This is a genomic window from Corynebacterium limaceinasi (genome assembly GCF_046717465.1).
Lineage (GTDB): Bacteria > Actinomycetota > Actinomycetes > Mycobacteriales > Mycobacteriaceae > Corynebacterium.
This window is the reverse complement of record NZ_CP177100.1, coordinates 781,252-806,547: the sequence shown is the minus strand read 5'-3', so window position 1 is coordinate 806,547 and position 25,296 is coordinate 781,252. Positions and strand designations below refer to the sequence as shown.

26 protein-coding genes are annotated in these 25,296 nt (G+C 58.9%); 14 read left to right on the top strand and 12 right to left on the bottom strand.

The features are described 5' to 3' along the window. The first annotated feature begins 49 nt into the window (after positions 1–49). From ACLI1Q_RS04070 to ACLI1Q_RS04060, 3 genes are all read left to right on the top strand, one after another. Entirely contained in the window at positions 50–406 is a 357-nt protein-coding gene (locus tag ACLI1Q_RS04070; protein WP_411697098.1) for a hypothetical protein, read from the top strand. 10 nt (positions 407–416) lie between these two features. Further along, a complete protein-coding gene (locus ACLI1Q_RS04065; protein ID WP_239269221.1) occupies positions 417–845 on the top strand; it encodes an OsmC family protein in 429 nt (142 codons plus the stop codon). A 78-nt stretch (positions 846–923) separates the two neighbouring features. Then, a complete protein-coding gene (locus ACLI1Q_RS04060) occupies positions 924–1,829 on the top strand; it encodes a DUF1906 domain-containing protein (RefSeq protein WP_239269222.1) in 906 nt (301 codons plus the stop codon). 2 nt (positions 1,830–1,831) lie between these two features. Here ACLI1Q_RS04060 and ACLI1Q_RS04055 read toward each other — a convergent pair whose 3' ends face one another. The 6 genes from ACLI1Q_RS04055 to ACLI1Q_RS04030 form a co-directional block, all read right to left on the bottom strand. Further along, positions 1,832–2,761 (bottom strand): hypothetical protein, encoded by a 930-nt coding sequence (locus ACLI1Q_RS04055; RefSeq protein ID WP_239269223.1) that lies wholly within the window; start codon positions 2,759–2,761, stop codon positions 1,832–1,834. Between the two features lie 39 nt (positions 2,762–2,800). Beyond that, entirely contained in the window at positions 2,801–4,444 is a 1,644-nt protein-coding gene (locus tag ACLI1Q_RS04050) for a cation acetate symporter (protein ID WP_239269224.1), read from the bottom strand. Then, entirely contained in the window at positions 4,445–4,792 is a 348-nt protein-coding gene (locus ACLI1Q_RS04045) for a DUF485 domain-containing protein (RefSeq protein ID WP_005279845.1), read from the bottom strand. A gap of 395 nt (positions 4,793–5,187) precedes the next feature. Next, positions 5,188–6,051 (bottom strand): aldo/keto reductase, encoded by an 864-nt coding sequence (locus ACLI1Q_RS04040; RefSeq protein WP_239269225.1) that lies wholly within the window; start codon positions 6,049–6,051, stop codon positions 5,188–5,190. 110 nt (positions 6,052–6,161) lie between these two features. Next, complete coding sequence (locus tag ACLI1Q_RS04035) at positions 6,162–6,521, bottom strand: FKBP-type peptidyl-prolyl cis-trans isomerase (protein WP_023025863.1); 360 nt, start codon at positions 6,519–6,521, stop codon at positions 6,162–6,164. A 121-nt stretch (positions 6,522–6,642) separates the two neighbouring features. After that, positions 6,643–7,935, bottom strand: a complete 1,293-nt coding sequence (locus ACLI1Q_RS04030; RefSeq protein WP_239269226.1) for a citrate synthase — start codon at positions 7,933–7,935, stop codon at positions 6,643–6,645. Positions 7,936–8,092: 157 nt separating this feature from the next. On the opposite strand from ACLI1Q_RS04030, the gene serC reads away from it, so the two are divergent. From serC to ACLI1Q_RS04015, 3 genes are all read left to right on the top strand, one after another. Beyond that, positions 8,093–9,211, top strand: a complete 1,119-nt coding sequence (gene serC / locus ACLI1Q_RS04025) for a phosphoserine transaminase (RefSeq protein ID WP_239269227.1) — start codon at positions 8,093–8,095, stop codon at positions 9,209–9,211. Between the two features lie 106 nt (positions 9,212–9,317). Further along, on the top strand, positions 9,318–10,166 hold the full coding sequence (sepH, locus tag ACLI1Q_RS04020) for a septation protein SepH (RefSeq protein WP_239269228.1): 849 nt from the start codon (positions 9,318–9,320) through the stop codon (positions 10,164–10,166). A gap of 3 nt (positions 10,167–10,169) precedes the next feature. After that, a complete protein-coding gene (locus tag ACLI1Q_RS04015; protein WP_411697097.1) occupies positions 10,170–11,000 on the top strand; it encodes a DUF6928 family protein in 831 nt (276 codons plus the stop codon). On the opposite strand, the gene ACLI1Q_RS04010 is transcribed toward ACLI1Q_RS04015, so the two are convergent. The 3 genes from ACLI1Q_RS04010 to ACLI1Q_RS04000 are packed head-to-tail and all read right to left on the bottom strand — an operon-like array spanning position 10,961 to position 13,900. Further along, complete coding sequence (locus tag ACLI1Q_RS04010) at positions 10,961–11,767, bottom strand: TrmH family RNA methyltransferase (RefSeq protein WP_239269230.1); 807 nt, start codon at positions 11,765–11,767, stop codon at positions 10,961–10,963. The genes ACLI1Q_RS04015 and ACLI1Q_RS04010 overlap by 40 nt on opposite strands. A 10-nt stretch (positions 11,768–11,777) precedes the next feature. Further along, positions 11,778–13,181 carry an NCS2 family permease gene (locus ACLI1Q_RS04005; RefSeq protein ID WP_239269231.1) on the bottom strand — a complete coding sequence of 468 codons (1,404 nt, stop codon included), beginning with the start codon at positions 13,179–13,181 and terminating at the stop codon, positions 11,778–11,780. Between the two features lie 50 nt (positions 13,182–13,231). Next, on the bottom strand, positions 13,232–13,900 hold the full coding sequence (locus ACLI1Q_RS04000) for a DUF3027 domain-containing protein (protein ID WP_239269232.1): 669 nt from the start codon (positions 13,898–13,900) through the stop codon (positions 13,232–13,234). Positions 13,901–13,905: 5 nt separating this feature from the next. Here ACLI1Q_RS04000 and ACLI1Q_RS03995 point away from each other — a divergent pair, with 5 nt between their 5' ends. Both ACLI1Q_RS03995 and ACLI1Q_RS03990 read left to right on the top strand, forming a co-directional pair. Beyond that, on the top strand, positions 13,906–14,712 hold the full coding sequence (locus ACLI1Q_RS03995; protein ID WP_284849643.1) for a glutaminyl-peptide cyclotransferase: 807 nt from the start codon (positions 13,906–13,908) through the stop codon (positions 14,710–14,712). A gap of 6 nt (positions 14,713–14,718) precedes the next feature. Then, on the top strand, positions 14,719–15,252 hold the full coding sequence (locus tag ACLI1Q_RS03990) for a DUF2771 domain-containing protein (protein WP_239269234.1): 534 nt from the start codon (positions 14,719–14,721) through the stop codon (positions 15,250–15,252). Here the strand turns inward: ACLI1Q_RS03990 and ACLI1Q_RS03985 are convergent. Continuing rightward, on the bottom strand, positions 15,249–15,629 hold the full coding sequence (locus ACLI1Q_RS03985; protein WP_239269235.1) for a cold-shock protein: 381 nt from the start codon (positions 15,627–15,629) through the stop codon (positions 15,249–15,251). The genes ACLI1Q_RS03990 and ACLI1Q_RS03985 overlap by 4 nt on opposite strands. Before the next feature lie 295 nt (positions 15,630–15,924). Between ACLI1Q_RS03985 and ACLI1Q_RS03980 the strand changes: the two genes are divergently transcribed. Continuing rightward, positions 15,925–16,545 carry a resuscitation-promoting factor Rpf1 domain-containing protein gene (locus tag ACLI1Q_RS03980; protein ID WP_005281857.1) on the top strand — a complete coding sequence of 207 codons (621 nt, stop codon included), beginning with the start codon at positions 15,925–15,927 and terminating at the stop codon, positions 16,543–16,545. Between the two features lie 48 nt (positions 16,546–16,593). Here ACLI1Q_RS03980 and ACLI1Q_RS03975 read toward each other — a convergent pair whose 3' ends face one another. Continuing rightward, the gene (locus tag ACLI1Q_RS03975; RefSeq protein ID WP_005279826.1) at positions 16,594–16,779 is read right to left on the bottom strand and encodes a hypothetical protein; all 186 of its coding nucleotides are present in this window, start codon (positions 16,777–16,779) and stop codon (positions 16,594–16,596) included. Positions 16,780–16,844: 65 nt separating this feature from the next. On the opposite strand from ACLI1Q_RS03975, the gene ACLI1Q_RS03970 reads away from it, so the two are divergent. The 5 genes from ACLI1Q_RS03970 (at position 16,845) to ACLI1Q_RS03950 (ending at position 23,892) form a co-directional block, all read left to right on the top strand. Next, positions 16,845–18,872 (top strand): helicase-associated domain-containing protein, encoded by a 2,028-nt coding sequence (locus tag ACLI1Q_RS03970; RefSeq protein ID WP_239269236.1) that lies wholly within the window; start codon positions 16,845–16,847, stop codon positions 18,870–18,872. Next, entirely contained in the window at positions 18,869–20,494 is a 1,626-nt protein-coding gene (locus tag ACLI1Q_RS03965) for a DNA repair helicase XPB (RefSeq protein ID WP_239269237.1), read from the top strand. Before ACLI1Q_RS03970 ends, ACLI1Q_RS03965 begins: the two co-directional genes overlap by 4 nt. Next, positions 20,491–21,123, top strand: a complete 633-nt coding sequence (locus tag ACLI1Q_RS03960; RefSeq protein WP_239269238.1) for a DUF3239 domain-containing protein — start codon at positions 20,491–20,493, stop codon at positions 21,121–21,123. Before ACLI1Q_RS03965 ends, ACLI1Q_RS03960 begins: the two co-directional genes overlap by 4 nt. 334 nt (positions 21,124–21,457) lie before the next feature. Then, on the top strand, positions 21,458–23,092 hold the full coding sequence (istA, locus tag ACLI1Q_RS03955) for an IS21 family transposase (RefSeq protein ID WP_411696935.1): 1,635 nt from the start codon (positions 21,458–21,460) through the stop codon (positions 23,090–23,092). A 2-nt stretch (positions 23,093–23,094) separates the two neighbouring features. Beyond that, complete coding sequence (locus tag ACLI1Q_RS03950) at positions 23,095–23,892, top strand: ATP-binding protein (protein WP_349837246.1); 798 nt, start codon at positions 23,095–23,097, stop codon at positions 23,890–23,892. Positions 23,893–24,148: 256 nt separating this feature from the next. Here the strand turns inward: ACLI1Q_RS03950 and ACLI1Q_RS03945 are convergent, their stop codons facing one another. Continuing rightward, positions 24,149–25,177 carry an Abi family protein gene (locus ACLI1Q_RS03945; protein WP_284849798.1) on the bottom strand — a complete coding sequence of 343 codons (1,029 nt, stop codon included), beginning with the start codon at positions 25,175–25,177 and terminating at the stop codon, positions 24,149–24,151. Positions 25,178–25,296: the final 119 nt, after the last annotated feature.

The following is a 25,296-nucleotide window of genomic DNA, read 5'->3' as shown; positions in this document are numbered from 1 at the left end:
CCAGCGAGATGCTGGTTTCAAGGTGTCCACCATCTGGGGGTCAGGTCCGATGTTCATCTTCTATCTGGCCAACTCCATTCGCGCCGGCGTGGGCACGCGTTATAGCGATACGCCCAAGTGGCAGACCTACCTCATCGCGGCGCTGGCGAACTCTGTCGGCTTGGCGATGATCTTCGTTATCCAATATTCCGTCTTCGCCGCCACCGGCACGGTGCACTGGACCGATGACTGGCTGTATGTGAACATGCTGCAGTCCATCTTGCCCATGATGATCCTGCTGCCCATCTTGAACAAGATGTTTTATGCCAATACCGGCCGCGTATGGCTCGGCCCCCTGGTTATCGCGCCCATCTTTATCACCATGTCCTTGGGCGGCAGCGTGGCCTATATCCCGAGCCTGGCTTAAGCTCTAAGCCATGAGTGAAATCATCAAGCAGTATTCCGTTGACCTTAACCGCGTAGAAAATTCGGTGTACCGGGCCACCAATGCGGATGGGGCCAGCATCGAATTTGGCCGCGGGGAGGGCCTGTTGTCGCCGGTAGAGCTCCTGCTGGCCGCCGTCGCTGGGTGCACCGCGGTGGATGTGGATGTCGTAACCTCCCGGCGCACCGAGCCGGAGTCTTTCCAGGTGCGCGCAGAGGGCGACCGCGTGGATGAGGATGGCGCTTCGCGGCTTTCCGATGTCCGCGTTTCCTTCGACCTCGCCTTCCCCTCCACCCCAGATGGCGATAAGGCCCGCGCGCTCGTGGATAACCTGATCCGCATCTCCCACGAGAAGGATTGCACGGTATCGCGCACCGTAGAACACGCCACGAACGTGGAATTTAGCAACGAGTCAAAATAAACACGATTCCCCCACCGTCTCCTGCTATGGTGCATTTGTTAACTATTGTGACTAATGCAATCACCGCAGGAGTTATTCATGTCGCCGTCTCTATCTCGTCGCGGCCTCTTGAAGGCAAGCGCCCTTGCCCTTACCGCCGGCGCCATTGGTGCGGCCGCACCCTCTGCCGCCGCCCTCGGCCCGGTGCGCGGCACCATTATCGATTTTTCCTCCGGCATCCCCTCCCCCGCCGCCATCAAGCGTGCGGGCCATATCGGTGCCATTCGCTACGTTTCCAATAAGCGCCCCGGCGCGGCCTGGATGACCGGCAAGCCGGTCACACTCCAAGAGACTGCCGCCAATGCCGCCGCCGGCCTACCCACGGCTTCGGTCTATCAATTCGGCCGCGCCGAAACCGCCGATTGGAAGCAGGGCGCGGCGGGCGCCGCCATCCACGCCCCGCAGGCCATTTCGCTGCACAAGGCCGCCGGTGGACCCACGCACCGCCCCATTTATATCGCCATCGACGATAACCCCACCCGCGAGCACTACACCCAGTTCATCCGGCCATACCTGCAAGCGTTTTCCAAGGCCCTGTCCGTGGCCGGCTACCAGACCGGCGTCTACGGCAACTACAACACCATCGAGTGGGCCAGCCGCGATGGGATTGGCACGTTCTACTGGATGCACGACTGGGGCTCCAACGGGAAAATCCATCCCAAGACCACCATTCACCAGCTTCCGCAGTCGCGCCAGCAGACCATCGAGAACGTCATCGTCGATGTCAACGAGGTCTACGCCAGCGACTGGGGTCAATGGACGCCCGGGTCCAAGCAGCCAGGCATCCAGGATCTCAGCTCCACCCTGGACAAGGCCATCCCGAATATGCCGGAGCTGCCGCAGGTCACCGCGGATGGGGTGAGCTTTAAGGGGTCATCGCTAAGCAACGAGCAAATCCGCGGGCTTGCCGATGCCGCCCAGGACATCGCCAAGGCCATTAAGTAGGCCTATTTCCCCTTGGGCTCGGAGGACTTCTTTTCGTCCTTTTTGTCCTTGTCCTTCTTCTCGCTCGAGGTCGGCTTCTTTGAGGTTGTCTCGATGGGCGGGACGTCCTCGCCGTCCTTGTACTTCAGAAACCGCTCGGTGGCCTTGCCCAGGTTCTCACCATTGATCTCACTCTTGACGTAGTCCGTGAGGTCATCGGCAGAGCCATTAATGGAGGCCGCGGCGACGAAGTTTTTACCAAAGGACACCGAGGAATTGATGGACTTATCGTTGGACCAGCCCCACTTGCTGCCCACGACATTAGAAAGCTTCGCGGTGCCATAATCCTGGTCATAACCATCTTCTGAGACTGGATCCGCGTGCGACATCGCCACCAGCACGGGATGGGTTTCATCGCGCTTGATGAGCTGCGAGATAAAGCTGGCCACGTCATAGGTGGAGGTTTCCGAATAGCCCCAGGTCTCGCCCGCCTTGGTGGATTCCAGATCGTATTCCTTGGCAATCTTATCGATGGAATCCGGGTACTTCTTAAACAGCTCCTCGGCGCTCTTATCAGAAGAGCTGGCGATCATGCCGAGCGCCTCGTACTTGTCTTCGTACTCACCCTGTTCAATGACGTAGGTGGCGATGTAGAGCTTGATGAGGCTAAGCGCCGGGCGGGGATCGTGTTCTGCCGCAGAGCCCATATACATGCCATCGTGCAGGCGAATATAGCTAATGGAATGGTCCTCATCCCCCTTGAGGAACTCATTGATGCGCGGGGGCACCTTTGCCGCCCTATGCGCGGTAATCGTGGTGTCTTCGGCTTTGGCGGTGCTATCTCGCTCGCTATTGCTGCACCCAGCAACCGTAGAGCAGGCAAGCATGCACACGGCAAGGGCGGCACCAGCCTTTACTGATGCCGCCGCGTTGAGAGAGGACGGATTAAACACGTCGAACCATATTACCGGTAATTGCTACCTTTCGGGCAATTAGTGCTGGACTGGGGCCTCGACGCCCACACCGGTCAAGGAACGAACCTCCATCTCTGCCGCCAACTCGTCCAAGTTGTCCGGCTTGGTCACGATGGATACGAACCAACCGACGAAGAAGGACAGCGGGATACTGACCAGACCCGGCGAGGTCAGCGGGAAGATCGCCCAGTCCGCGTTCGGGAACATGGCGCTTTCGGTGCCGGATACCGCTGGAGAGAAGAAGATGAGGACCAAGCAGGAGACAACACCGGTATACATGGAGGCCACGGCACCCGCGGTGTTGAAGCGGCGCCAGTACAGCGAGTACAGGATGGTCGGCAGGTTAGCCGATGCCGCCACTGCGAAGGCCAGGGAGACCAGGAAGGCCACGTTCTGGGTCATCGCCAAGATGCCCAAGATAATGGAGACGATACCCAGCACCACCACGGTAGCCTGCGAGACGCGCACCTGCTCTGCCTCGGTGGACTCACCGTTGCGAATAACCGCGTGGTAGATATCGTGCGCAATGGAGGCGGAGGCGGTAATCGCCAGGCCCGCCACCACGGCGAGCACGGTAGCAAAGGCCACGGCGGAAATAATGGCCATGAAGATGGAGCCACCGATTTCCAGTGCCAGCAGCGGTGCCGCGGCGTTCGCGCCACCCGGTGCGTTCAGGATGCGGTCCGGGCCAACCAGTGCGGCTGCACCGTAGCCCAGAATCAGGGTCATCAGGTAGAAGGCACCGATGATAACGATGGCCCAGGTCACGGAGCGACGAGCCTCAACGGCGGTGGGCACGGTGTAGAAGCGCATCAGAACGTGTGGCAAGCCGCCCACACCCAGCACGAGGGACATACCCAAGGAGATGAAGTCCAGCTTAGCGGCGGTAGAGCCACCGTACTTCAGGCCCGGCTCCATGATTTCCTTAGCCTCATAGCCCTTTTCATGGAGGTAATCAGACGACGCGTGCATATCAATAGCGGTGCTGAACATGTTGCTGAAGCCACCGCGCAGTGAGACAAACACCATGATGCACATGATGACCACACCGGTCACCAGCAAGACGGCCTTAATCATCTGCACGTAGGTCGTGCCCTTCATGCCGCCGACCAAGACATAGAGGATCATCAGCACGCCGACGATGCCAACGACGACTGCCTGCCACTTAAAGTCATGGATGTTCAGCAGCACGGCCACCAGCGAACCGGCGCCGGCCATCTGGGCAATGAGGTAGAATAGCGTCACGAAGAGCGTGGCAATGGACGCGGCCACGCGCACCGGCTTTTGCTTCAGGCGGAAGGACAAAACGTCCGCCATGGTAAAGCGGCCCACGTTACGCATCGGCTCGGCCACGAGCATCAGGGCCACGAGCCAGGCGACGAAGAAGCCGACGGAGTACAAAAATCCGTCGTAGCCGTTAAGCGCCACCGCACCGACGATGCCGAGGAAGGATGCCGCAGAAAGGTAGTCACCGGAGATAGCCAAGCCATTCTGGCGGCCGGAGAACGAGCCACCACCGGTATAGAAGTCAGACGCCTTCTTCGTGGACTTGCCGGCGCGCAACACGACGGCCATGGTAACCACGAGGAAGATGCCGAAGATGGAGATATTCAGAATCGGGTTACCGGCAGAAGTTTCTTGTGCAAGGTAAGTGGTAGTCATTTACTTGGCCTCCAACTTCTCGCGAATAGCAACCGATTTAGGCTGAATATTCTTATTGGCGTATTTCACGTAAATCCAGGTAATGATGAACGTGGTCAGGAACTGGGCCAGGCCGAAGACGAGGCCGACGTTCCAGCCGCCATCGCCAAGCTCAATGGCCATAAAATCAGGCGCAAACACGGCGGTGAGCACGTAGACGATGTACCACACGAAAAACGCGACGGTCATGGGAAAAGTGAAACTACGATAAGCGCTGCGCAACTCGCCAAACTCTTCGCTATCGCGCATTTCTATGTAGTCGGCTGCCGTAAGCTCACGACGCTCGACTGGAGCAGTTGTATCACTCATAGAAGGGTTGTCTCCTTGGGTGAGAGAGGTTCTGTACAAACGAGGCGCAATGTGTTGTTCATCACTACCCGCGTTGATATGTAAGATACAGAACAATCTTTGCAAAGCAGTAAATATTGCCAATACATCCCACAAAAACTCCCCCCTTTTAGCCCGATAGGTTCCGGTGAACTGGGCTAATATTCTATGCAAATCACCCCCTCCATCCCAGGTTTAACGCGTTCGCAAATTTTGTTAACCAGACGTTAACTAATCAGTGAAGGCGGCGCGAAAGGAACCACCTATCAGCGAGGTGAGTGCCTTAACCAGCACGTACTCGCCCACTCAGCCATCCTGCACAGCAAAAGCCACCGACGACGCCGTCGCCGGTGGCTCCTTCGCCCGAGAGTGCTTTCTTAGCCCTCCGCGCCCGGGAATTCACGGGGATCATTAAACATGCGGCCAAAACCTTCTTGACCTTCCAAGGAGTCAATCGCCGTGATTTCATCCTTGCCCAGCTCCAGCTCCGCGGCGGCCAGGTTCTCCTTGAGCCGCTCACTGCGGGCAGACTTCGGAATAACGGAAATGCCCTTGGCCATCAGGTACGCCAGTACTACCTGCCCCTCGGTAGCCTCATGCGCGGCGGCAATCTTTTCAATCTCCGGGTTATTAAGCACCACACCGCGCGCCAGCGGAGACCACGCCTCGGTCACGATGCCGTGCTTGTGGTGGAACTCGCGCAGCTCCGGCTGGGTGAACCCAGGGTGCAGCTCCACTTGGTTGAGCACCGGGGTAATGCCGGTCTTGTCAATAAGGTCCTCGAGGACCTCTTCGTAGAAATTAGCGACACCGATGGAAGCGATTTGCCCCATCCCCTGCAGGCGGGCAATGGATTCGAAAGTCTCCACATACAGCCCACCCTGTCGCCACGGCCAGTGGATGAGGTACAGGTCCAAGTAATCCAGCTTCAGCTTCTCCATGGATTCCTGGAAGGCCTGTTCCGCCTTCTGCGCGCCGTGGTGAGAGTGCCAGACCTTGGAGGTAATAAACAGGTCCTCGCGGGTGACGTCGCCCGCGTCAATGGCTTGTTTGAGCGCAGTACCCAATGCCTCTTCGTTCTTGTACAGCGTCGCCGTATCAAAGTGGCGGTAGCCCAAGTCAATGGCTTCGCGGACTACGCGAATGCACTCATCGTCATTGAGTTTGTAGGTGCCCAGTCCAAGCTGGGGCATCTCGCGGTCATCATTGAATGAAATAGTTGGCACAGTCATAATTCCCATTGTGCCCCAGTTTCTCGTCTTATGCGGCCCCTTGCGGGAACTGACTGCCACTACACAACGAAAAACCGGCTCCCTTTAAGGAGAGCCGGTTCAACGATTTTTAGCGCAGCTTAGTCGGCGCGGATGAGGTCAATGATAAAGACCAAGGTGCGGCCGGACAGCGGGTGCGCACCGCCGGCGGGGCCGTAGGCCTTTTCCGGCGGGATGATGAGTTGACGGCGACCGCCTACCTTCATTCCCGGGATGCCCTCTTGCCAGCCGGCAATGAGACCGGTCAGTGGGAACTCGATGGACTGGCCACGGTCCCACGAGGAATCGAATTCTTGGTTGGTCTCATATTCGGCGCCAACGTAGTGGACCTCCACTACGCCACCAGGCTTGGCTTCAGCGCCATCGCCTACGACGATGTCCTCGATGACGAGGTCGGTCGGCGCTGGGCCAGACTGGGCTTCAATAACAGGTTTATCCATGGGGATTAGTCTCCTTGGGAAATCTAGTTTGTTCGTGCGGTCGCAATGAAACCGAACCGAGCTGCACCAATTATAGTGCTCAAGCCCGATTCGGTTGAATTGGGGCGACCAAAAGCGCTATTTAGCGCTCGCTGCGAGGGGTAACCTTGCGCAGGGTTTCACCGGTGTAAATCTGGCGAGGACGGTTGATCTTGGTGTTCATCTCCAGCTGCTCGCGGTACTGAGCGATCCAGCCCGGCAGGCGGCCGATGGCGAAGAGGACGGTGAAGAAGTCCGTCGGGAAGCCCATGGCGCGGTAGATGAGGCCGGTGTAGAAGTCCACGTTCGGGTAGAGCTTGCGGGAGACGAAGTAGTCATCGTTCAACGCAATCTCTTCCAGCTTCATGGCCAGGTCCAGCATCGGGTCGCCGCCCAGGTGATCGATGATCTCGTGTGCGGTTTCCTTGACGATGGCCGCGCGTGGGTCGTAGTTCTTGTACACGCGGTGGCCGAAGCCCATCAGGCGAACACCCTTTTCCTTGTTCTTCACGCGGTTCATGAAGTCGGTAGCGTCGCCGCCGTTGTTCTTCTCGATGTCCTCGAGCATCTCCAGCACGGCCTGGTTAGCGCCGCCGTGCAGCGGACCGGACAGGGCGTTGATGCCGCCAGCGATGGAGACGAACATGTTGGCCTGTGCGGAACCAATCATGCGGACGGTGGAGGTGGAGCAGTTCTGCTCGTGGTCAGCGTGCAAAATGAGCAGCTTGTCCAGCGCCTTGGAGACAACCGGGTCAACCTCGTACTCCTCGGTGGGGTAACCGAACATCATGCGCAGGAAGTTCTCGCGCGCGTTCAGGTTGTTATCCGGGTACATATAAGGCTTGCCCTGGGATGCGCGGTAAGCGTAAGCGGCCAGCATCGGCACCTTAGCCAGCAGGCGAACGGTGGCCTTGTCCAGCTGCTCCTCATCCAGCGGGTCCAGCTGGTCCTGGTAGTAGCTGGAGAGAATGTTCACGGAGGACGCAAGCACGGCCATCGGGTGTGCATCGCGCGGGAAGATGTTGAACTGCGCCTTAAAGTCCTCATCCAAGAGGGTGTGGTGGCGGATGGCGTTATTGAACTCCGACAGTTCCTGCTCGTCCGGCAGGTGGCCCTTAATCAGCAGGTAGGAAACCTCATTGAAGGTGGCGTTATTTGCCAATTCCGCAATATCGTAGCCGCGGTAGCGAAGGATGCCCTCCTCACCGTTAATAAAGGTAATCTTGGACTCGGTGGAGCCGGTGGAGGTGTAGCCGGGGTCGAAGGTAACAAGCCCGGTTTCCTTGCGGAGCTTGGAGATATCGAAGCCGGAATCGCCCTCAGTGGACTGCTTGATGTCCATCTCGTACTCGTTGCCGGCGTGCTTGAGTACTACCTTGTTTTCTTCAGTAGACACGGAATTTCCTTTCCCTGTTAAAGAGTTCTTTAAGGCACTAACTTATTCAAGTCAGCCTTATACCTATTCACACTCTAGCAAACTTTGTGATACTGCCAACAAGTTTACGGGCATCAAAATACCTGCCATCCAACCGGAACTGTTCTACACTAGCGGCGTGAGTACTCCAGAAATCACACTGCCAGCAGATCTCTTGCCTTCCGATGGCCGCTTTGGCTGCGGACCCTCCAAGGTGCGCCCCGCCCAGATCGAGGCTATTGACCCCGCTATCGTGGGCACCTCGCACCGCCAGCCGGCGGTGAAAAACCTCGTCGGTTCCGTACGCGAGGGCTTAAGCGATCTCTTCTCGCTCCCTGAGGGATACGAAATTGTCCTGTCCCTGGGCGGCGCCACCGCCTTTTGGGATTCAGCTACCTTCGGCCTCATCGAGCGTCAGTCGGCCCACCTTACCTTCGGCGAGTTCTCCACCAAGTTTGCCAAGGCCTCTTCCAAGGCCCCGTGGCTCGATGCCCCAGCGCTCACCGAATCCCCCGTCGGCACCGCCCCGGATCCGCGCGAGCTTGCCGCCGATGCCGATGTCGCCGCCTGGGCCCACAATGAGACCTCGACCGGTGCGATGACGGAGGTTGTCCGCCCCCACCCCCACAACGACCAGCAGCTCGTGCTTGTCGATGCCACCTCTGGCGCCGGCGGCCTCCCCGTCAATATCGCAGAGACCGACGTGTACTACTTCTCGCCGCAGAAGTGCTTTGCTTCCGACGGCGGACTCTGGCTCGCCGCCATGTCCCCAGCCGCGCTGGAGCGCATCGAAAAGATCAATAACTCCGACCGTTTCATTCCGGAGTTTTTGAACCTGCAGACCGCGGTGAATAACTCCCGCAAGAACCAGACCTATAACACCCCGGCGATCGCCACCCTGCTCATGCTGGATAACCAGATTCAGTGGATGAATGACAATGGCGGCCTCGACGGCATGGTCAAGCGCACCACCGAATCCTCCTCCACGCTGTACAACTGGGCCGAATCCTGCCCAGAGGCCACTCCGTTTGTTAGCGAACCGGCAGCGCGCTCGCTAGTCGTGGGTACCATCGACTTCGACGACTCCGTCGATGCCGCCCACCTTGCCGCCACCCTGCGCGCCAACGGCATCCTCGATGTCGAGCCGTACCGCAAGCTGGGCCGCAACCAGCTGCGCGTGGGCATGTTCCCGGCGATTGAGCCTGGGGACATCGCCAAGCTCACGCAGTGCATCGACTACGTGCTGGATGCCAACTAAGTGATCAACATGCCCCGCCGCCTCGCATGGCGCGGGGCCTTTTCGCGTTATAGTTGACTGCATCACAGATCCGTCCTTCCGTCGATAGGCAAAGGAGCGCCACACTATGCGCGAGCTGTTTCTCGTTGACAGCGAATCGAGCGAAGACTCATTGGTGCTACGCACCGAAGAAGGCGAAGAGTTTTCCCTTCCCATCACCGATGAGCTGCGTTCCGCCCTCACGCCCACCGCTAGCAAGCCGGAGCCGCCAAAGCTAGCGCCGATGCCCAAGCCCTCCCACGAAGAGGAAGAAAAGCAGATCCGGCCGGCAGAGATCCAAAACCGCATTCGTGCCGGTGCCTCCACCGCGGAGCTCGCGGAAGAGATGCACGTCGATGAATCGCGCATCGAGCCCTTTGCCTACCCAGTCATGCTGGAGCGCAACCGCATTTCTGAGGTGTCCAAGCAGGCCCACCCGGTGCGCGAAGACGGCCCGGCCAAGCTCACCCTGTGGGAGGTACTGGCAAGCTCCTTTGCCGCCCGTGGCCACTCCCTCTCGGAGTCCACGTGGGATGCCTACCGCCACCAAGGCGAGCCGTGGGTTGTGCGCGTGACCTGGAAGGCGGGCCTTTCTGAAAACGAGGCGGAGTGGACCTTCAAGCAGTCCATGTCCTCGCCCGCTACGGTTGAGGCCCGCAACTCGGTCGCGGCAGACCTTACGGACCCGGACTTCGTACAGCCGGTGCGCTCGCTAACCTCATTGGGCAGCGGCCGCTATGACGAAGCCATTGACGGCGATCAGCCCGCCAATGTCACCGATATTTCCGGTTCCAGCGAGGAGACGGAAGAAGAGGAATTCCTGCAGAATCCGTCCTCCGAATCCAAGCCCTCGAAGCGCCGCCGCAAGGCCGTGACCCCGCACTGGGAGGACGTGCTTTTGGGCGTTCGCTCCAATACCAAGCGCCCGAGGGACTAAACAGTGGACATCTCTCATGCCGTTCTCACGCTGTGGTACATCTCCAAGCCCGGCGCCGAAGAGGTTCTCAAAACCGAGCCCAAGGCGGACCGCGGGTTCGGCCGCAAGTTCCTAGCCCAGCTCAACCCCAAGTTCCCGGTCACCCCGATTGGGCAATTCCCCCTCAACCGCTCCGCGCAGACGGATCCGAATGAATACTACATCGGCGGCTACCCGGGCACTACTGTGGTGCAAACGGTCTGCGAGGGCGAGTCCGTCCTGCTCTCCCAACTGCCGAACGACCTCTTAAACGCAGTCCCCGCCCAGCGGGTTATCGCGCTTGTTAGCAACGCGGACGAGGACTATGCGGGCTTCGCGCTGTGGGAAGGCGGCGAGCTCAAGCGCAGCCTGTGCGCCACCCGTGACCGCCTGTACGAGGACACCGGCCTGCCCGAGCCCTTCGAGGCGCCGTTTTGGGCCGGCGAAAAGGACGAATCCCTCGGCGGCATTTCCCTGCCATTTCGGCCCCACAGCATCATGGAGGCCGGCCAGGAACACTGGTTGGGCATCACCGTGGGGCGGGAAGGCCCAGACCTGGACGTCGTGGGTTATGCCGTGGACGGGCGCCCAGAACCCAAGATCGATCCGCCCAAGCCAAAGCAGCCGGTCAGCGAGTTCGCCGCGCAATCCGCGAATAGGCTGGGCCTAAACGACTATGACGACTACGAGGATCACGATGCCGAGCCGGATTCCACCGGCGATGAGATCCTTTCCACCGCCAAACACCTCGGCTCGTTGATTGGCAACTGGCTGCGTCAGACGTTCAAGTCGCTTAAGGAGCGCTGGCGCTCATAAAAGGAAATGGCGGCCGCGGTCGCAACATTTAGAGAATCGGTACCAGGGGCCATCGGTATCCGCGCGCGGATATCTGTGGCCTTCATTGCGTGCTCGGTAAGCCCGGGGCCCTCCGCGCCAACGAGCATGGCCACCTTGTCTTGCCCGTGCATGGCCTCTGCCAGGTGCACCGCCTGGGGGTTGGGGGTTAAGGAAATGAGGGTAAAGGAGGCATCGGCAAGCGCCTGCAGCGAGCGCTGCCACGTGGTGAAACCGCCCTCTAAATGTGCGAAGGGCACGCGCAGCACATGGCCCATGGATACGCGCACCGAGCGGCGATAGAGCGGATCCGCAGCGCCGGAGCCGAGCAATACCGCATCCACGTTCATGCCCGCCGCGTGGCGGAAAATGGCGCCGATATTTTCATGATCCCCCACGCCCTCCAGCACGGCGATGGTGCGGGCCTGCTCCAGGATCTCACCCACCTCCGACTCTGGGGCGCGGTCCGCTGCGGCAACCAGCCCGCGGTGCATATCGAAGCCCGCGACCTCCGCCAGGGTCTCGCGAGAGACCTCGTAGACGGGGCACTCGGGCTCGCCGTACTCGGCAAAGAAGGCCTCCAGCTTCTGGGGAAAGCCCACAAGGCAGCGCATGGGGAACCGCGATTCCATGAGGCGGGCTGCCACCAAGGGGCCTTCTGCAATGACCAAACCCTCGCCGGATTTATCGGATTTGTTGAGGTTCCGAATATCGTCCAGGCGAGGGTCACGGGGATCAGAGATATGCATGCCTTCCAGGCTAGCCGATGGCCTCCGAAATCGGATCGATGCCAAAGTAAATGACGAACAAGCCAGCAAGCAGCCACATGATCCAGTGCACCTGCTTGGCCTTACCAGCAAAGGTGGACATGAGCGCGAAGGTAATAAAGCCCACGCCGATGCCATTGGCGATCGAATAAGTAAACGGCATGACCACGATGGTTAAAAAGGCCGGGATGGCCACCTCCATGCGCGTCCACGGGATATCCGTGAGCTGCGCGGCCATCATCACGCCCACGATGACCAGGACGGGTGCGGCGGCCTCGATGGGCACGATCTCATAGAGCGGGGTGAAAAACATGGCGGCGATAAATAGCAGGCCGGTCATGATATTGGCCAGGCCGGTGCGCGCGCCATCGGCAATGCCGGCAGAGGAATCCGCAAAGACGGTATTCGAGGACGCCGAGCCCAAGCCACCGGCCACCGCGCCGGCGCCTTCCACGACCAGCGCCTTCTTCATGCCCGGCAGGTTGCCGTTGTCATCCACGAGCTTGGCCTGCTTGCCCAGCCCGGTCATGGTGCCCATGGCATCAAAGAAGTTGGTCAGCAGCAGGGTGAAGATGAGCAGGACCGTGGAGATCACGCCGATATTGGCAAAGGCGCCGACCAGGTTCACATCGCCCACGATGGACAGATCCGGCAGCCCACCCAGCGCATCTGGGGCCTCTGGGGCGGCCATGCCCCAGTCCTCGGAGTCCGTGAGCGCCTGGACAATGAAGGCAATCACCGTGTTGAGGATGATGGCGATAAATAGCCCGCCCGGCACATTGCGGATGACCATGAAAGCACAAATAATAAGGCCGATGACGAAGACCACCGCCGGCCAGGTGGCAATCGAGCCATTAATGCCCAGCCCCACCGGCACGGTGGTCTGTGCGGCATCGGGCACGCGGGTAACGAACCCGCCATCCACGAAACCGATCATGGCGATGAACATGCCAATGCCCACGCCCATCGCGGCCTTCATGGGCTGCGGGATGGCGTCAAATACCGCGGTACGGAATCCGGACACGGCGAGCAGGACAATGATAAGGCCCTCGATTACCACGAGACCCATGGCTTCTTGCCAGGTCAGCCCGCTGGTAGCGACCATGCTGACGGCGACGAAGGTATTCATGCCCAGGCCCGCGGCCATGGCGAAGGGGTACTTCGCAATCGCACCGAAGGCAATGGACATCACGCCGGCGACCAGCGCAGTGGCGGCCGCAACCTGCGGCACGCCTAAGGTATAGCCCTCCGCGTCCGGGCTCGTGCCCAGGATCAGCGGGTTGAGCAAAATGATATATGCCATGGCGAAGAACGAGACCGTTCCCGCGCGTAGCTCGGTTCCGATGGTGGAACCGCGTTCAGAAATGTGGAAATAGCGATCGAGAGTGGCTTTCACGCCGTGCCCTTTCACGTAGAGCGGTATTTTTACGCCCTAAGTGTGCTGCTTTAATCCTCAAAATCAAAATCTTGGTAAATGGGCTTTTCATCATCGAAGGCCGCGGCCGGCGCCTTCTCCTCGCTCACCCGCGTCTGCGAATGCGCACCGCAACCGTAGCGCGCGTGCACCACGCGGCCATCAGCGGAATACTCGTTGGCGCATACCCCAAAGTTATCCATGAGCTGCATATAAAAAGCGCACGTGCGGCACTGCAGGTGCGCCTTGGCCGCCATCTCCGAGTTTGGACCATATTCCTCTTGCCAGCGATGCTTGGCATCCGCCAGGCCCTTGGCGGAAAGCTCATTTCCGTTCAGGCGCTCATCATCGATGGCCGGCGGCATGAGGTCTCCCGGGCCCAAATCCCCCGGCAGCACGCGGTCCTCATACGGCACCCATTCCGGGGCCTGCAGCGCCTCCCCGCCAGGCACCAGCGCCACCTCGTTGACGGTGACGTAGCGCGAACCTTCCGCGCACGCGAGCACGGCCTGCCATTCCCATCCTGGGTAGCCCGGCATATCCGCCGCAAAGCGATGGGTGACAACATTGCGGCCCATTCCAGCGACGCCCCTATGCTTGCCGATGCCCCCTTCCCCCACCTCTTCCAATGCCTCACGCGCAATGCGTACGGCGCGGGAATCGATCAACGGATTTGCTTTTCGCTTACTCACGCCCCTCATTATTCATGATGGCCCGCCAACAGTGGTACATATGGTGCATGTCGTTTCTCCGCCGCGCCGCGCTCATTGCCGTGCCCTGCTGCGCCTTAACCGCCTGCTCTTCTGATAATTCTGAATCTTCCTCCCCCGAGCACCTATCAGTGGAAGTCCTCGATACCGCGCCGCTGCCAGAGAACTCCTTTACGCAAGGCCTCGAAGAAGACGGCGAGGGCAACCTCCTGCTCGGCACCGGGCAATGGGGCGAATCCAAACTCATCCGCTTCTCCCCTGAAACCGGCGAGGTCCTCCAAAACCACGCCCTGGATGACTCGCTTTTTGGGGAGGGCATTACCCAATACGGCGATTCCATCTGGCAGTTGACTTGGAAGCGCGGGCAGGCCCTGCGCTATGACGGCGACTTCCAGCGTACGGACACCGCCACCTATGCCGGCGAAGGCTGGGGGCTCTGCGCCAACCAGGACGAGCTCATCATGTCCGATGGCACCTCTACCCTGCGCCACATGGATCCAGAAACCTTTGCGGAGCACTCCACCACCGAGGTCACCCTCGAGGGCTCGCCCGTGGAAGATCTCAATGAGCTGGAATGCGTGGACGGTGATGTCTACGCCAATGTGTGGGGAAGTGAAGATATCTACCGCATAGATCCCTCCTCCGGCGAGGTCACCGCGGTGATTTCTACCGATGCCATCGATAAATCGAAATACACCGATCCCGATGATGTCTTAAACGGCATCGCGCATATCAAGGGCACCGATGAATTCTGGCTTACCGGCAAGCGGTGGGATGAGCTCTACCGCGTTCGAGTAAAGTAATGGGCCATGGCAACCCGTAAGGAAGCAAGGAAAAAGTCGCTGCTGCAGATCCTCGCGCTCATCGTGGTCGTGGCGGTCATCGTCGCCTCCGTGGTGATCTTTCAAAGCTGGCGCAATTCGCGCCCAGGCCCAGAGCCGAGCGAGATTGCTATTACCGCCTCCGTGGGGGATAACACCAAGGAGGTCACACCCTACCTCGTGTGCGAGCCGGGAACCGATTGCCCCGAAGGCGATGTTCCCCAGCTAACCGTGGGCGAAGATGACACCTTGCATCTGGACATCCCCGAAGAGATTTCTAATCACGAATGGAAGGTACTGTCCATTTATGATGATCCCGCCGCCAATGACGAAACCTCTCACGGTGCGAATGAAACGACCGAGGTGGATATCCCCGGTTCGGTAGACCCCATCGAGGCATCGACTGGCGAGCGCCCCCGGCTCATGGTGGTGGAGGTCTCCTCCCTCATGATTGGCACCGACGACGATGGCGAAGAAACCCCCCTCGCCACCGTGTGGTCCCTATCCACCATGGATGATTAACTATCTAAATCCTTCGCAATCGCGCGGAGGATTTCTGCTACTTGGCGCCCGGTCTTGCGCTCGGGGTAACGCCCCGAGTTCAGCACCGGCTGCACCTGGGATTCCAGCAGGGTCATGACATCAGAGACCATGCTGCCGAGCTCTTCCGGCTTGCGCGCCGGCGCGCGCCGGCGCGGCTTATCCAGCACGCGCACCCGCAGCGCCTGCGGCCCGCGGCGCCCCGCCGCGAAATCGAATTCGATGCGCTGGCCCGGAAAGATTTCTTCTATTCCCTTGGGCAGGACATTCCGGCCGACGTAGACGTCTTCATCGCCCGGGTTGCTAACGAAACCGAAACCTTTCTCGGCGTCATACCACTTCACTTTGCCAATGGGCATAGGTATCCACCTCTTCTCTTGGGTAAATTCTTAAGTTTAGCTGGAAGTTATACAGAACAGAAGTTCCACGCGTCGTGTGACATAGTTCACAACGCCGCAATTACCTGCGGAAACTTTGCTGACGGAACCACAATAGTCTCAATTCTTTCCCGTTTAGTGCCCAGAACGTGACTATTTCGTTATAAACCGCTACGCTGGCCCCCAGTGTCGCCGCAAAGAAGGTTTCCCTGCCCATCCTTTCTTCTAGGCGCAATACATTTACACGAAAACGGGCACCACGGAAAGGACTACTTTTATGGGACGCCACTCCGCTAAGACTAACCACTTTGCCGCCAAGTTCACCGCGGGCACCGTTGCCTTGGGCGCAGCCGCCGCCATCATGGCGCCGAACGCCGCCGCTGCCCCTGACTCCGACTGGGACCGCCTCGCACAGTGCGAGTCCGGCGGCGACTGGCACATCAACACCGGCAATGGTTACCACGGCGGCCTGCAGTTCAACGCGCAGACCTGGCAGGCATACGGCGGCGGTGAGTTCGCCCCTACCGCTAACCAGGCAACCCGCGAGCAGCAGATTGTCATCGCTGAGCGCACCCTGGCTAACCAGGGCTGGGGCGCATGGCCCGCATGCTCGGCCTCCCTTGGCCTAAACTCCGCGCCAACCGAGCGCACCGCACCTTCCGCACCCGCTGAGGCACCACAGCCAGTGCAGCAGGCAGTAGAAAACAAGTCCGATGAGCTCGCCGTAGACGCCGTCTACAACCTTGTTAAGGACACCGCTAATGCTTACGGCCTGCAGCTGCCGGCGCAGTTCACCGACTTCTACCACGCAAACCGCCACGACTTTAACGCGTTCTACTCCGCGAACCGCAACGTCATCGACCCGGTTGCGCAGCTGGTTGAGAACTTCAGCCGCTAAATAAGCACATAAAAATTCCCCTCGCCGTCCGCGGCAAGGGGAATTTTTTTAGCGATTGATGCGGGTATAAGGGTGAACGTAGTTCAACTTCTCTGCCGGCATCGGCAGCACCAGATCGTCGCCGTAGGGGCTGGAAGCACCAGCAAAAGGCGCAGAAATTTCCGTAATTGCATGCTCGCGGTGTTCATTGTCCGGCCAAGCCGGGGAAACAAAGCCATTCTTTTCATTCGACATAGCCTTATTATTTCAAACCTCGGGCAAAAACGTAACTCAATCCGGCGCTAAAATTGTGATTTATCATGACTCAGTCCTCCCACCTCCCGCATTTTCGCACCTGGCTTAATTCTCTTTCGGAAGAGGAACTGGCCACCATCCTTCGCCACCGCCCCGATGTTTTAACCCCGCTGCCGCCCTCCATCGCGGCGCTGGCCACGCGCCTCCTCTTGCGCACCTCTATCGCCCGGGCGCTAGCGGAGTGTAACGCGCAGCAGTTGGCGGTGCTGGAGGGCATCGCCAAGCGCGGCGGCGAGCTTGCAGAGGTAGAAGACCACAACCCCGAAATTACCCGCGAGCTGAAGGAGCGCGGCCTCGCCTTCGGCGCGGTGCAAATCCCGCCGGAGGTCATGCCCGCGCTGCCCACGGGCTGGTCGCTACTCAACCAGCTCGAGGTATCGCCCGCGACAATCGATGCCCTCGCCGAAGACGAACGCCACGTGCTTGCCACCCTGGCGCGCTCCAATGGCATCGGTACCACCCGCGAGACCAATCCGGCCCACCCCGTGCCGCGGCTGATTGCCAAGCAACTCTTGCAGCGCGTTGACTCCCAGACCGTTCGCCTCCCGCGCGAGGTTCATCGCGCGATGAAGGGGCACACCGTCCCACACATCCCTACTGAGCCCTCCGCGCGCCGCGGCCAGCCCACCGCTGACCGCAAGGCCGATGACGCCGGCACCGCCGCAGGCCTGTCGGTAGTGCGCGGCATGCAACAGCTGATTTCTGCCCTCGGCGCCCGGCCGATCGAGCTGCTCAAGGATAAAACCGTCGGCGTGCGTCCCCTTGCCCAGCTCAGCAAGCAGCTGGACATCGCGGAACCAGAGCTGCGCCGCCTGATTACGCTTGGCCTGTCTGCGCGACTTATCAACCGCGGCGAGCCGTCCGGGTACGAAGGGAACTTCCTCGCACCCACCGACTCCGCCCAAGAGTGGCTCGATGCAGAACTAGCCGCGCAGTGGCGCGTGCTCCTCTCGGCCTGGGAATACTCCCCTTGGACCCCGTGGGAATCCGGCCGGGTGCTCTCTGCCAGCACCGACCGCCTACCCAAATTTCGCCGGCACATCCTCGATGTCTACCTCCACTCCGCGCAGCCGCTGTCCGCGGCCGAATTTCAAGAGGATCTGCATTTTTCCTTCCCGCTTTTTGCCACGCATACCTCCCCGGAGACCATCGAGGAGCTGCACCGCGAGGCCGAATGGATAGGCGCCATCGCGCTCGGGCGAGCCACCAGCGTGCTTATCGATGGCTTCGATGCCGCCGATACCCTCACACCCGACACCATCGATTATTTCCTGGTCCAGGCGGATATGACCGTGCTCGTGCCAGGGCCCCTCGAGCCCGCGGCCCACCACACCCTGGAGTCCCTCGCGGACTTGGAATCACCTGGACTCGCCAGCGTCTACCGCATTAGCGATGCCTCCCTCCGCCGCGGCCTCGACCGCGGGATGACAGGCACGGAGATCCGCGATTTCTTCGCCGCGCATGGCGATGTCCCGCATACGCTGGCGTTCCACATCGAGGACATCGCCAAGCGCCACGGCACCCTGCGCTCCGGCCCTGCCCTGTCCTACCTGCGCAGCGAGGACCCAGCCCTCTTGCAGATCGCCGCGAAGGCCACCCCGCTGCGCCTGCTGGCCCCCACGGTCGCGATTTCCCAGCTGCGCGTCAGCGAGCTGTTGGAACTCCTGCGCGAGCACGGCCTCTCCCCCGCCGCCGAGGACGAAACCGGCGCTAGCCTGTCCATCGCGCCCGAGCCCGCGACACTTCCCACGCCCAGCCCTCGCGCTCAAGCCGCGCCGCCGGATATCGCGCGTGCGCTGCGCAACCTCACCACTGGCGAGGCCCCGAGCCTGCCCAACCTGGATCTGGTCCACGCCGCCGCGCGCACCGCACGCCCCATCACCATTGGCTACGCCGATAAAAATGGCAATACCAAGACCCGCACCGTTACCCCACTGACCGTCGCCGGTGGCCAAATCGATGCCCGCGCCGCCGATGGCTCCACCATCCGGTTTCCCTTGCACCGCATCACCTCCGTTACCCTAGACGCATGAACGGACCACTGATTGTGCAGTCGGATAAGACCGTCTTGCTGGAAGTCGATCATCCAGATTCCGGCGCTGCGCGCACCGCCCTCGCGCCGTTCGCGGAACTGGAACGCGCCCCCGAGCACGTGCACACCTACCGCATCACTTCCCTGGCATTGTGGAATGCCCGCGCCGCCGGCCACGACGCCGAGCAGGTCGTCGATGTCCTAGAAACCTACTCCCGGTTCCCGGTCCCGCAATCGCTGCTTGTCGATGTCGCCGAGACCATGTCCCGCTACGGCCGCGTCCGCCTCCAGGCGCACCCCGCCCACGGGCTCATCCTCGAATCTGAAGAACCCGCCATCCTCACCGAGCTCTCCCGCAGCAAGGTAGGAAAACTGCTGGGTTCGCGCATCGATGACAACACCATCGCCGTGGCGCCCTCAGAACGCGGCCGCCTCAAGCAAGAACTCCTCAAGGCCGGCTGGCCCGCCGAAGATCTCGCCGGCTATATCGACGGCGAATCCCACCCCATCGCGCTGAACGAGGACGGCTGGCACCTGCGCGATTACCAGGAATACGCCACCGATGCCTTCTGGTCCGGCGGTTCCGGCGTCGTCGTGCTGCCCTGCGGTGCCGGCAAAACCATCGTAGGTGCTGCCGCCATGGCCAAGGCGCAATCCACTACCCTCATCTTGGTTACCAATACCGTTGCCGGCCGCCAGTGGCGCGACGAACTTTTGCGCCGCACGACGCTTTCTCCAAACGATATCGGCGAATACTCCGGTGAGAAGAAGGAAATCAAGCCGATTACCATCGCCACCTACCAAGTGGTCACCCGGAAAACCAAGGGTGAGTACCGCGCCCTCGAGCTCTTCGACTCCCGCGACTGGGGGCTTATCATCTACGACGAGGTCCACCTGCTTCCCGCACCCGTATTCCGCATGACCTCGGACCTGCAATCGCGGCGCCGGCTAGGACTTACCGCCACCCTCGTGCGCGAGGATGGCCGCGAAGGCGATGTCTTCTCCCTCATCGGCCCGAAGCGTTACGACGCGCCGTGGAAAGAGCTGGAAATGGCCGGCTATATCGCCACCGCGGAGTGCATCGAAGTCCGCGTGGATATGGATCCGGAAGAACGCATGCTCTATGCCACCGCGCAGCCGCGCGATCGCTACCGCATCGCTGCACAAGCCTCGGCCAAGCTCCGGGCTGTCGATAAGATCCTTGCCTCCCATGACCAACAAGCGCTCATCATCGGCGGATATGTGGATCAACTGCGCGAATTAGGCGCGCACCTCGATGCCCCCGTCATCGATGGCACCACCTCTACCGCCAAGCGCGAAAAACTCTTCCAGCAATTCCGCGAGGGCGAGCTGGCCATCCTCGTCGTATCCAAAGTGGCCAACTTCTCCATCGACCTGCCCGAAGCGGCACTGGCCATCCAGGTCTCCGGCACCTTTGGCTCCCGCCAAGAAGAGGCACAACGCCTTGGCCGCCTGCTGCGCCCGAAGGAAACCGAGGCGCTCTTTTATACCCTGGTCACCCGCGACAGCCTAGATGCGGACTACGCCATGCACCGCCAACGCTTCCTCGCCGAGCAAGGATATGCCTACCGGCTCATGGACGCAGTAGACTTAGGCCAATGAAGATCTTTAAGTTCGACGTTGACGAGTCCTTTGCCAAGGCCAATAACGAGTTATTGCGCGATTCCAACCGGCTTCGCGTATCCGGGCTTATCTTCGGCCTCATCCTGATCATCGCCGGCGCCGCCGTCTGGTGGAACTTTTCCTGGGGAATCACCCTGGGCTTAGGGCTCATCCTCTTTGGCATCGTCGTTGCCATCGTCGGCGTCGCCGCTGCAAGCAAGGTGGGAACGGCCCAATCCCTCTATGACTCTTATCCGCTCGCTCCCGCCGTCATCGCGCAGGTCAACGAGCGAGACATGATCCTTCTTGCCTTGGTAAATACCAATGTGGATCCGTCCCTTCCCCCACGCTGGGGCGCGTGCCTGCGCACGGTGTCCTCCATTCCCGGCGTCCAACGCACCGTTGGCACCAAGGTTCCAGTCGCCGCCGTGTCCGGTCAGCGTTCTACTTCCGATAAAGAGCATTGGCAGCAGATATCCCCCATGCCCATTGCTTGGGGAACCCCCGATGCTGAAACCGTCACCATCGCCCGGAAATCCATCCCCCAGGAACAATGGCAGCGCTTAGAGCGCGCCCGCAAGCGGCTTTCCGATGTCAAAGCCACCCGCTATGACCTGCTCGTTCTCTAGGCAGGACCCTCAAGCACCAGATTGTTTCTGGTGCTTTTTCTTTTTGTGGTCCAAGAATTTCCTCCAGGTATAGTGCCAGTGTGTGTTGTGGGTGGTCAGTGGTCCTTTGGGGTGGTCTACTTGGTAGGTACGGTGCCGGTGACCGGGTCCATGATGTAGTGGATGCGTTGGTCGGTTTTGATGTTGTGTGACGCGCGACGCTATTTAGTACCGGTAGGGCGGTATCGAGTACCGACCGGTGCGGATATCGGGTACCGGGGGTAGTTTTTAGGCACTCTTTAGTGGATGGCCCACGCAGTGTGTACGCGTGGGTCGCGTTCACGTGGAAGGAGTGATGGTGGTGACGGATTACCGTGCCATCATGTTTGTCTTGGTTGCCGGGAATCGTTCCTGGAACCAGATTCGAGCCGATTTAGGGGTCTCGAAGTCGACGATTGATAAGGCCAGTCGCGTTGTAAGGGACCATCGACTCGATGCTCGTGGGATTGCTGGATTGTCGAATGCCCAGTTAGAGGAGCTATTTCCGGATAACCGGCGTCGCAACGATGCGGAGTTCCTCGCACCGGATTTCAAAAAGGTTGCTGAGCGGATGGTCTCTGGCAAGCGCGTGACGTTGAAAGTCGCGCACGCCAAGTACCTGGAGTTCCCTGTTGGTACTGGTCAGCGTCATTATTCGTATCGACAGTACTGTTCGCTGTTTGAGCATTATGTCGATGTTCATCAGCTGTCAGCGCCACTGAATCACGATCCCGGTGACGAGCTCATGGTGGACTGGTCGGGCGATGGAATGGTCGTTGTGGATCCTGTCTCAGGCCAGCGGGTTACCGCGCACTTGTTTGTAGCTTCATTGCCGCACTCAGGGATGATGCATGTATCGGCGTGGCCGGATCAAAAAATGCGGTCGTGGCTTTTAGCCCACCGTGCGGCTTTGGAGTATTTCGGTGGTTGTCCGCTGCGGTTGATCCCGGATAACGCGCTCACAGCCACGCAACAGATTTCCTGTGGGCTGCGGGGGCGTATCCCGGTTGCGGAGTATTCTACATTTGCCGATTTCTATCAGATAGGTATTACTGCGGCGAAAGGCTACCGGCCGCGGTATAAGGCGAATGTTGAAAAGGCCGTGGATATTGCCCAGCAATGGTGCGTGGAATACCTCGACGACCAGGAGTTCTACAGTTTCGACATGCTCAATAAGGCCCTCGAGGACCAAAGCGATTTCATCAACGATCGCCGTCCCTTCCGCGGGCAGGATATCTCTCGTCGCCAGTTGTTTGAAGACCATGAGCAACAGCTGCTGCGCCCATTGCCCGACCGGCGGTGGTCGTGGTCGCGGTGGAAGAAGTCCAAGGTCGCAATGAACTACCACATCCGGATCGCCAATCACTGGTATTCAGTGCCGTGGAAGCTAGCGGGCAAGTTCGTCGACGTGCAACTTTTTGATGACTATCTGGATGTCTTCTACGACGGTGAGATTGTTGCTTCACATCGTATTGCCCCTGCTAATTATGGCTACTCCACCTTGGATGAGCATGTCCCCGACAACCATAAGGACTTAAACACCCAGTGGAACCGGCAACGCTTGGAAGACTGGGCGAAAAGTATTGGGACCGCGACAGCACAGCTCATCGGCCAGATGTTTAACGCTCGTAAAGTCGAAGCCCAAGCATATTCTAGCGTTCTGGGCGTACTGAACCTATCGAAGGATTACTCCCGAATCGAACTCGAACAAGCCTGTGGTCAGCTGTTATCGCGCAAAGCAGTCCCCAGCGTCAACAAAGTAGCCCAAGAGCTCAAGGATCTAAAACAGGCCGCAGCACAGGCGTATTTGCCCACCGATGTACCACTGTCGACGGCCATCGACACTACGCGTGCGCACCGCCAACAGCCCACGGCGGACACGCCGGACTCTGTGTCGCATGTACGCGGGGCCGGGGCGTTTGCCTTCACTGATAAAGAATGGAAGGTATAGCCATGGCTCTTACCGATGAAGACTTCGAACTGCTCGGTTCTCTTCGCGGGATGCGTGTGTTTGCCACGACGCTGCAGGAGATCGTCAACGATCCCAGTCGTGACTTGGACTCCTTTGAAGACAAGATCAAAGAAGCTCTCGATGCTCAGGTAGCTGCACGTGATTCGAAAGTAATCGAAAAACTCGTCAAAGCCGCCAAGCTACCCAACGCGCTTGCGGCTTTGGAACGCTTTGAAGCACACAGCAACCGAGGGATCACTCCAGACCGTATTGAGCGGTTAGCTACCTGCGACTGGATTACCTACGGCAGAGATCTAACCATCGTGGGAGCTACCGGCACCGGCAAAAGCTTCCTCGCCCAAGGCCTAGCCGTGGCTGCGTGCCGGCATAAACTAACCGCACGCTACTTTAGACTCGCCGACTTAGCCGACGAGTTCGACGCCACAGCCGACGCTGCCTATGAGCGCAAAGCCCTCCTTGAGGAACTGACAAAGCCGGCTGTGTTGGTCATCGACGACTTCCTGGCCACGGACGTATCTGCCTTCGCCTTAGCCCAGGTATTCAACCTCCTGGTCAAGCGGGAGCATTCCTCAACCGTCATCGTCAGCCAGCACGAGCCGGAATACTGGTACAGCGTCTTTAGTGAAAACGCGATCGCCGACGCTGTCCTATCCCGACTTGCAAACAACGGCAGCAAACTCACCCTCATCGGTGAAGACATGCGCACCCGTGACGACTTCCAAGAAGAAAGGGGAACACTTAGCAAACAGCTCAAGCAACGTCAACGGTCCAAACGATAAGCGGGGGTAAAACCGGCTACCGGGCGGCTACCGCCACCCCGGTACCTGGTACCGCCTTACCGGTCCCTAAAACAAGCCCGCGTCAGTTGTGGTGGTGCTGGCTAAAATTCACTGAATTGCTAATCCATGAAATGCTCTAACTCTTATGGGCCATCCTGTGTAATGACGATCTTTCAGCCACCGTAGGAATCACGCGGGCAAGAAGCAGAGTTACCTCAAGCCGTTCCTATATAGAGCGATATTGCAGTAGAAAAGCTTACTCTGACCATGGAGGAACTGCAGCCCCATTCACTAATGCCAAGCCTGTACGCCAAAGGCCGAGTTTTTCCCAGTTGTCGGGGAACCCCATAGTTTGCAAGCTAAGCCCATCAATTTTGGGAAAGCGCTCCAGCAGCATGACTAGTCGATTGCGCCAATTCCCCCGGGGCTCAAGATAGGAAAGCGTATAAGCAATTAAAGCGAGTGTTGGATATATCTTTTTAAACGCAATAGGGTCTCTAGAATCCGCAAGATGGAAGATTTCCGGATCCACTACGCTTCGATTTGGTGCCTGAATTCTCGTTACGATGAGGCGATTCCATAACCGAGAGTGATGGGCTGCGATATTTCTGGTGTAGTTAAAATTTCTTATCCAACTAGCTAACACATTGCCTTGAAGCGTCCCGAATGCGGGAGCAATACTATTCTTTACATTTTTTGGCAGGAATTCGAATAACTTAGACACGCTACCAAAATCTAGGATCTCCGTCGCTACCCAAATCGGAAGTTCTTCCCCATAGCGCTCCATATGATGACGGATAAAATCCTCACTGCGAGCCCGTTTTAGCTGTTTCTTATAATTCTCTTGCCAATAGCTGTAAGAATCTTGCTTACTTCGACGAGGAACGCGCTCACACTCCTTTTTATCCAGAAGTGAACGGCGTAAGTGAATAAACCCGTCTATTTCGCCTGCAAAATAGGCGATCTTAGTCCGCAATTGGATTTCGATTTGACCTAATGCTTCAAGGAGCAAAAGTCGTAAACGGCTATCAAAATCATAAAGAGCGAGTGCCTGTTCAAAAGAATGATTCGGCTCGAATTCATCGTACCGGTAATTGAATTTAGTTGTACGTAGATATTTTGGTTTATTCTTCCTGAAAGGATACCAATAAGCCGAAAGACGGTAATATCCAATTTTTCCTAAGGCGCGGATAGCATTAGCTGGATCTTCGATAACAAGCTTTCGATCCTCTAGGAGTGCTAGTTGTTGTTCGAAGGTTAAATGGGGCTTGTTGTATTTTTTCACTATTTTACCCCCATAAAAATGAAAACCACACCATCACAATTTTCATTGTGAGCGGATGTGGTGTGTGTAGATATAAGTATACAGATTTACATCTGGACGTCAAGTAAATACATGCAAAT

Bases quoted from the DNA above. Each gene is read 5' to 3' on its own strand.
- ACLI1Q_RS04070 (WP_411697098.1), top strand. From the start codon at position 50: ATGTTCATCTTCTATCTGGCCAACTCCATTCGCGCCGGCGTGGGCACG.
- ACLI1Q_RS03970 (WP_239269236.1), top strand. From the start codon at position 16,845: ATGACTCAGTCCTCCCACCTCCCGCATTTTCGCACCTGGCTTAATTCT.
- ACLI1Q_RS04010 (WP_239269230.1), bottom strand. From the start codon at position 11,767: ATGCATATCTCTGATCCCCGTGACCCTCGCCTGGACGATATTCGGAAC.
- ACLI1Q_RS04060 (WP_239269222.1), top strand. From the start codon at position 924: ATGTCGCCGTCTCTATCTCGTCGCGGCCTCTTGAAGGCAAGCGCCCTT.
- ACLI1Q_RS03975 (WP_005279826.1), bottom strand. From the start codon at position 16,779: ATGTCGAATGAAAAGAATGGCTTTGTTTCCCCGGCTTGGCCGGACAAT.
- istA (WP_411696935.1), top strand. From the start codon at position 21,458: ATGGTGGTGACGGATTACCGTGCCATCATGTTTGTCTTGGTTGCCGGG.
- ACLI1Q_RS03980 (WP_005281857.1), top strand. From the start codon at position 15,925: ATGGGACGCCACTCCGCTAAGACTAACCACTTTGCCGCCAAGTTCACC.
- ACLI1Q_RS03950 (WP_349837246.1), top strand. From the start codon at position 23,095: ATGGCTCTTACCGATGAAGACTTCGAACTGCTCGGTTCTCTTCGCGGG.
- sepH (WP_239269228.1), top strand. From the start codon at position 9,318: ATGCGCGAGCTGTTTCTCGTTGACAGCGAATCGAGCGAAGACTCATTG.
- ACLI1Q_RS03960 (WP_239269238.1), top strand. From the start codon at position 20,491: ATGAAGATCTTTAAGTTCGACGTTGACGAGTCCTTTGCCAAGGCCAAT.
- ACLI1Q_RS04045 (WP_005279845.1), bottom strand. From the start codon at position 4,792: ATGAGTGATACAACTGCTCCAGTCGAGCGTCGTGAGCTTACGGCAGCC.
- ACLI1Q_RS03985 (WP_239269235.1), bottom strand. From the start codon at position 15,629: ATGCCCATTGGCAAAGTGAAGTGGTATGACGCCGAGAAAGGTTTCGGT.
- ACLI1Q_RS04035 (WP_023025863.1), bottom strand. From the start codon at position 6,521: ATGGATAAACCTGTTATTGAAGCCCAGTCTGGCCCAGCGCCGACCGAC.
- ACLI1Q_RS04000 (WP_239269232.1), bottom strand. From the start codon at position 13,900: ATGAGGGGCGTGAGTAAGCGAAAAGCAAATCCGTTGATCGATTCCCGC.
- ACLI1Q_RS04065 (WP_239269221.1), top strand. From the start codon at position 417: ATGAGTGAAATCATCAAGCAGTATTCCGTTGACCTTAACCGCGTAGAA.
- ACLI1Q_RS03990 (WP_239269234.1), top strand. From the start codon at position 14,719: ATGGCAACCCGTAAGGAAGCAAGGAAAAAGTCGCTGCTGCAGATCCTC.
- ACLI1Q_RS03965 (WP_239269237.1), top strand. From the start codon at position 18,869: ATGAACGGACCACTGATTGTGCAGTCGGATAAGACCGTCTTGCTGGAA.
- ACLI1Q_RS04040 (WP_239269225.1), bottom strand. From the start codon at position 6,051: ATGGGAATTATGACTGTGCCAACTATTTCATTCAATGATGACCGCGAG.
- ACLI1Q_RS03995 (WP_284849643.1), top strand. From the start codon at position 13,906: ATGATGGCCCGCCAACAGTGGTACATATGGTGCATGTCGTTTCTCCGC.
- ACLI1Q_RS04050 (WP_239269224.1), bottom strand. From the start codon at position 4,444: ATGACTACCACTTACCTTGCACAAGAAACTTCTGCCGGTAACCCGATT.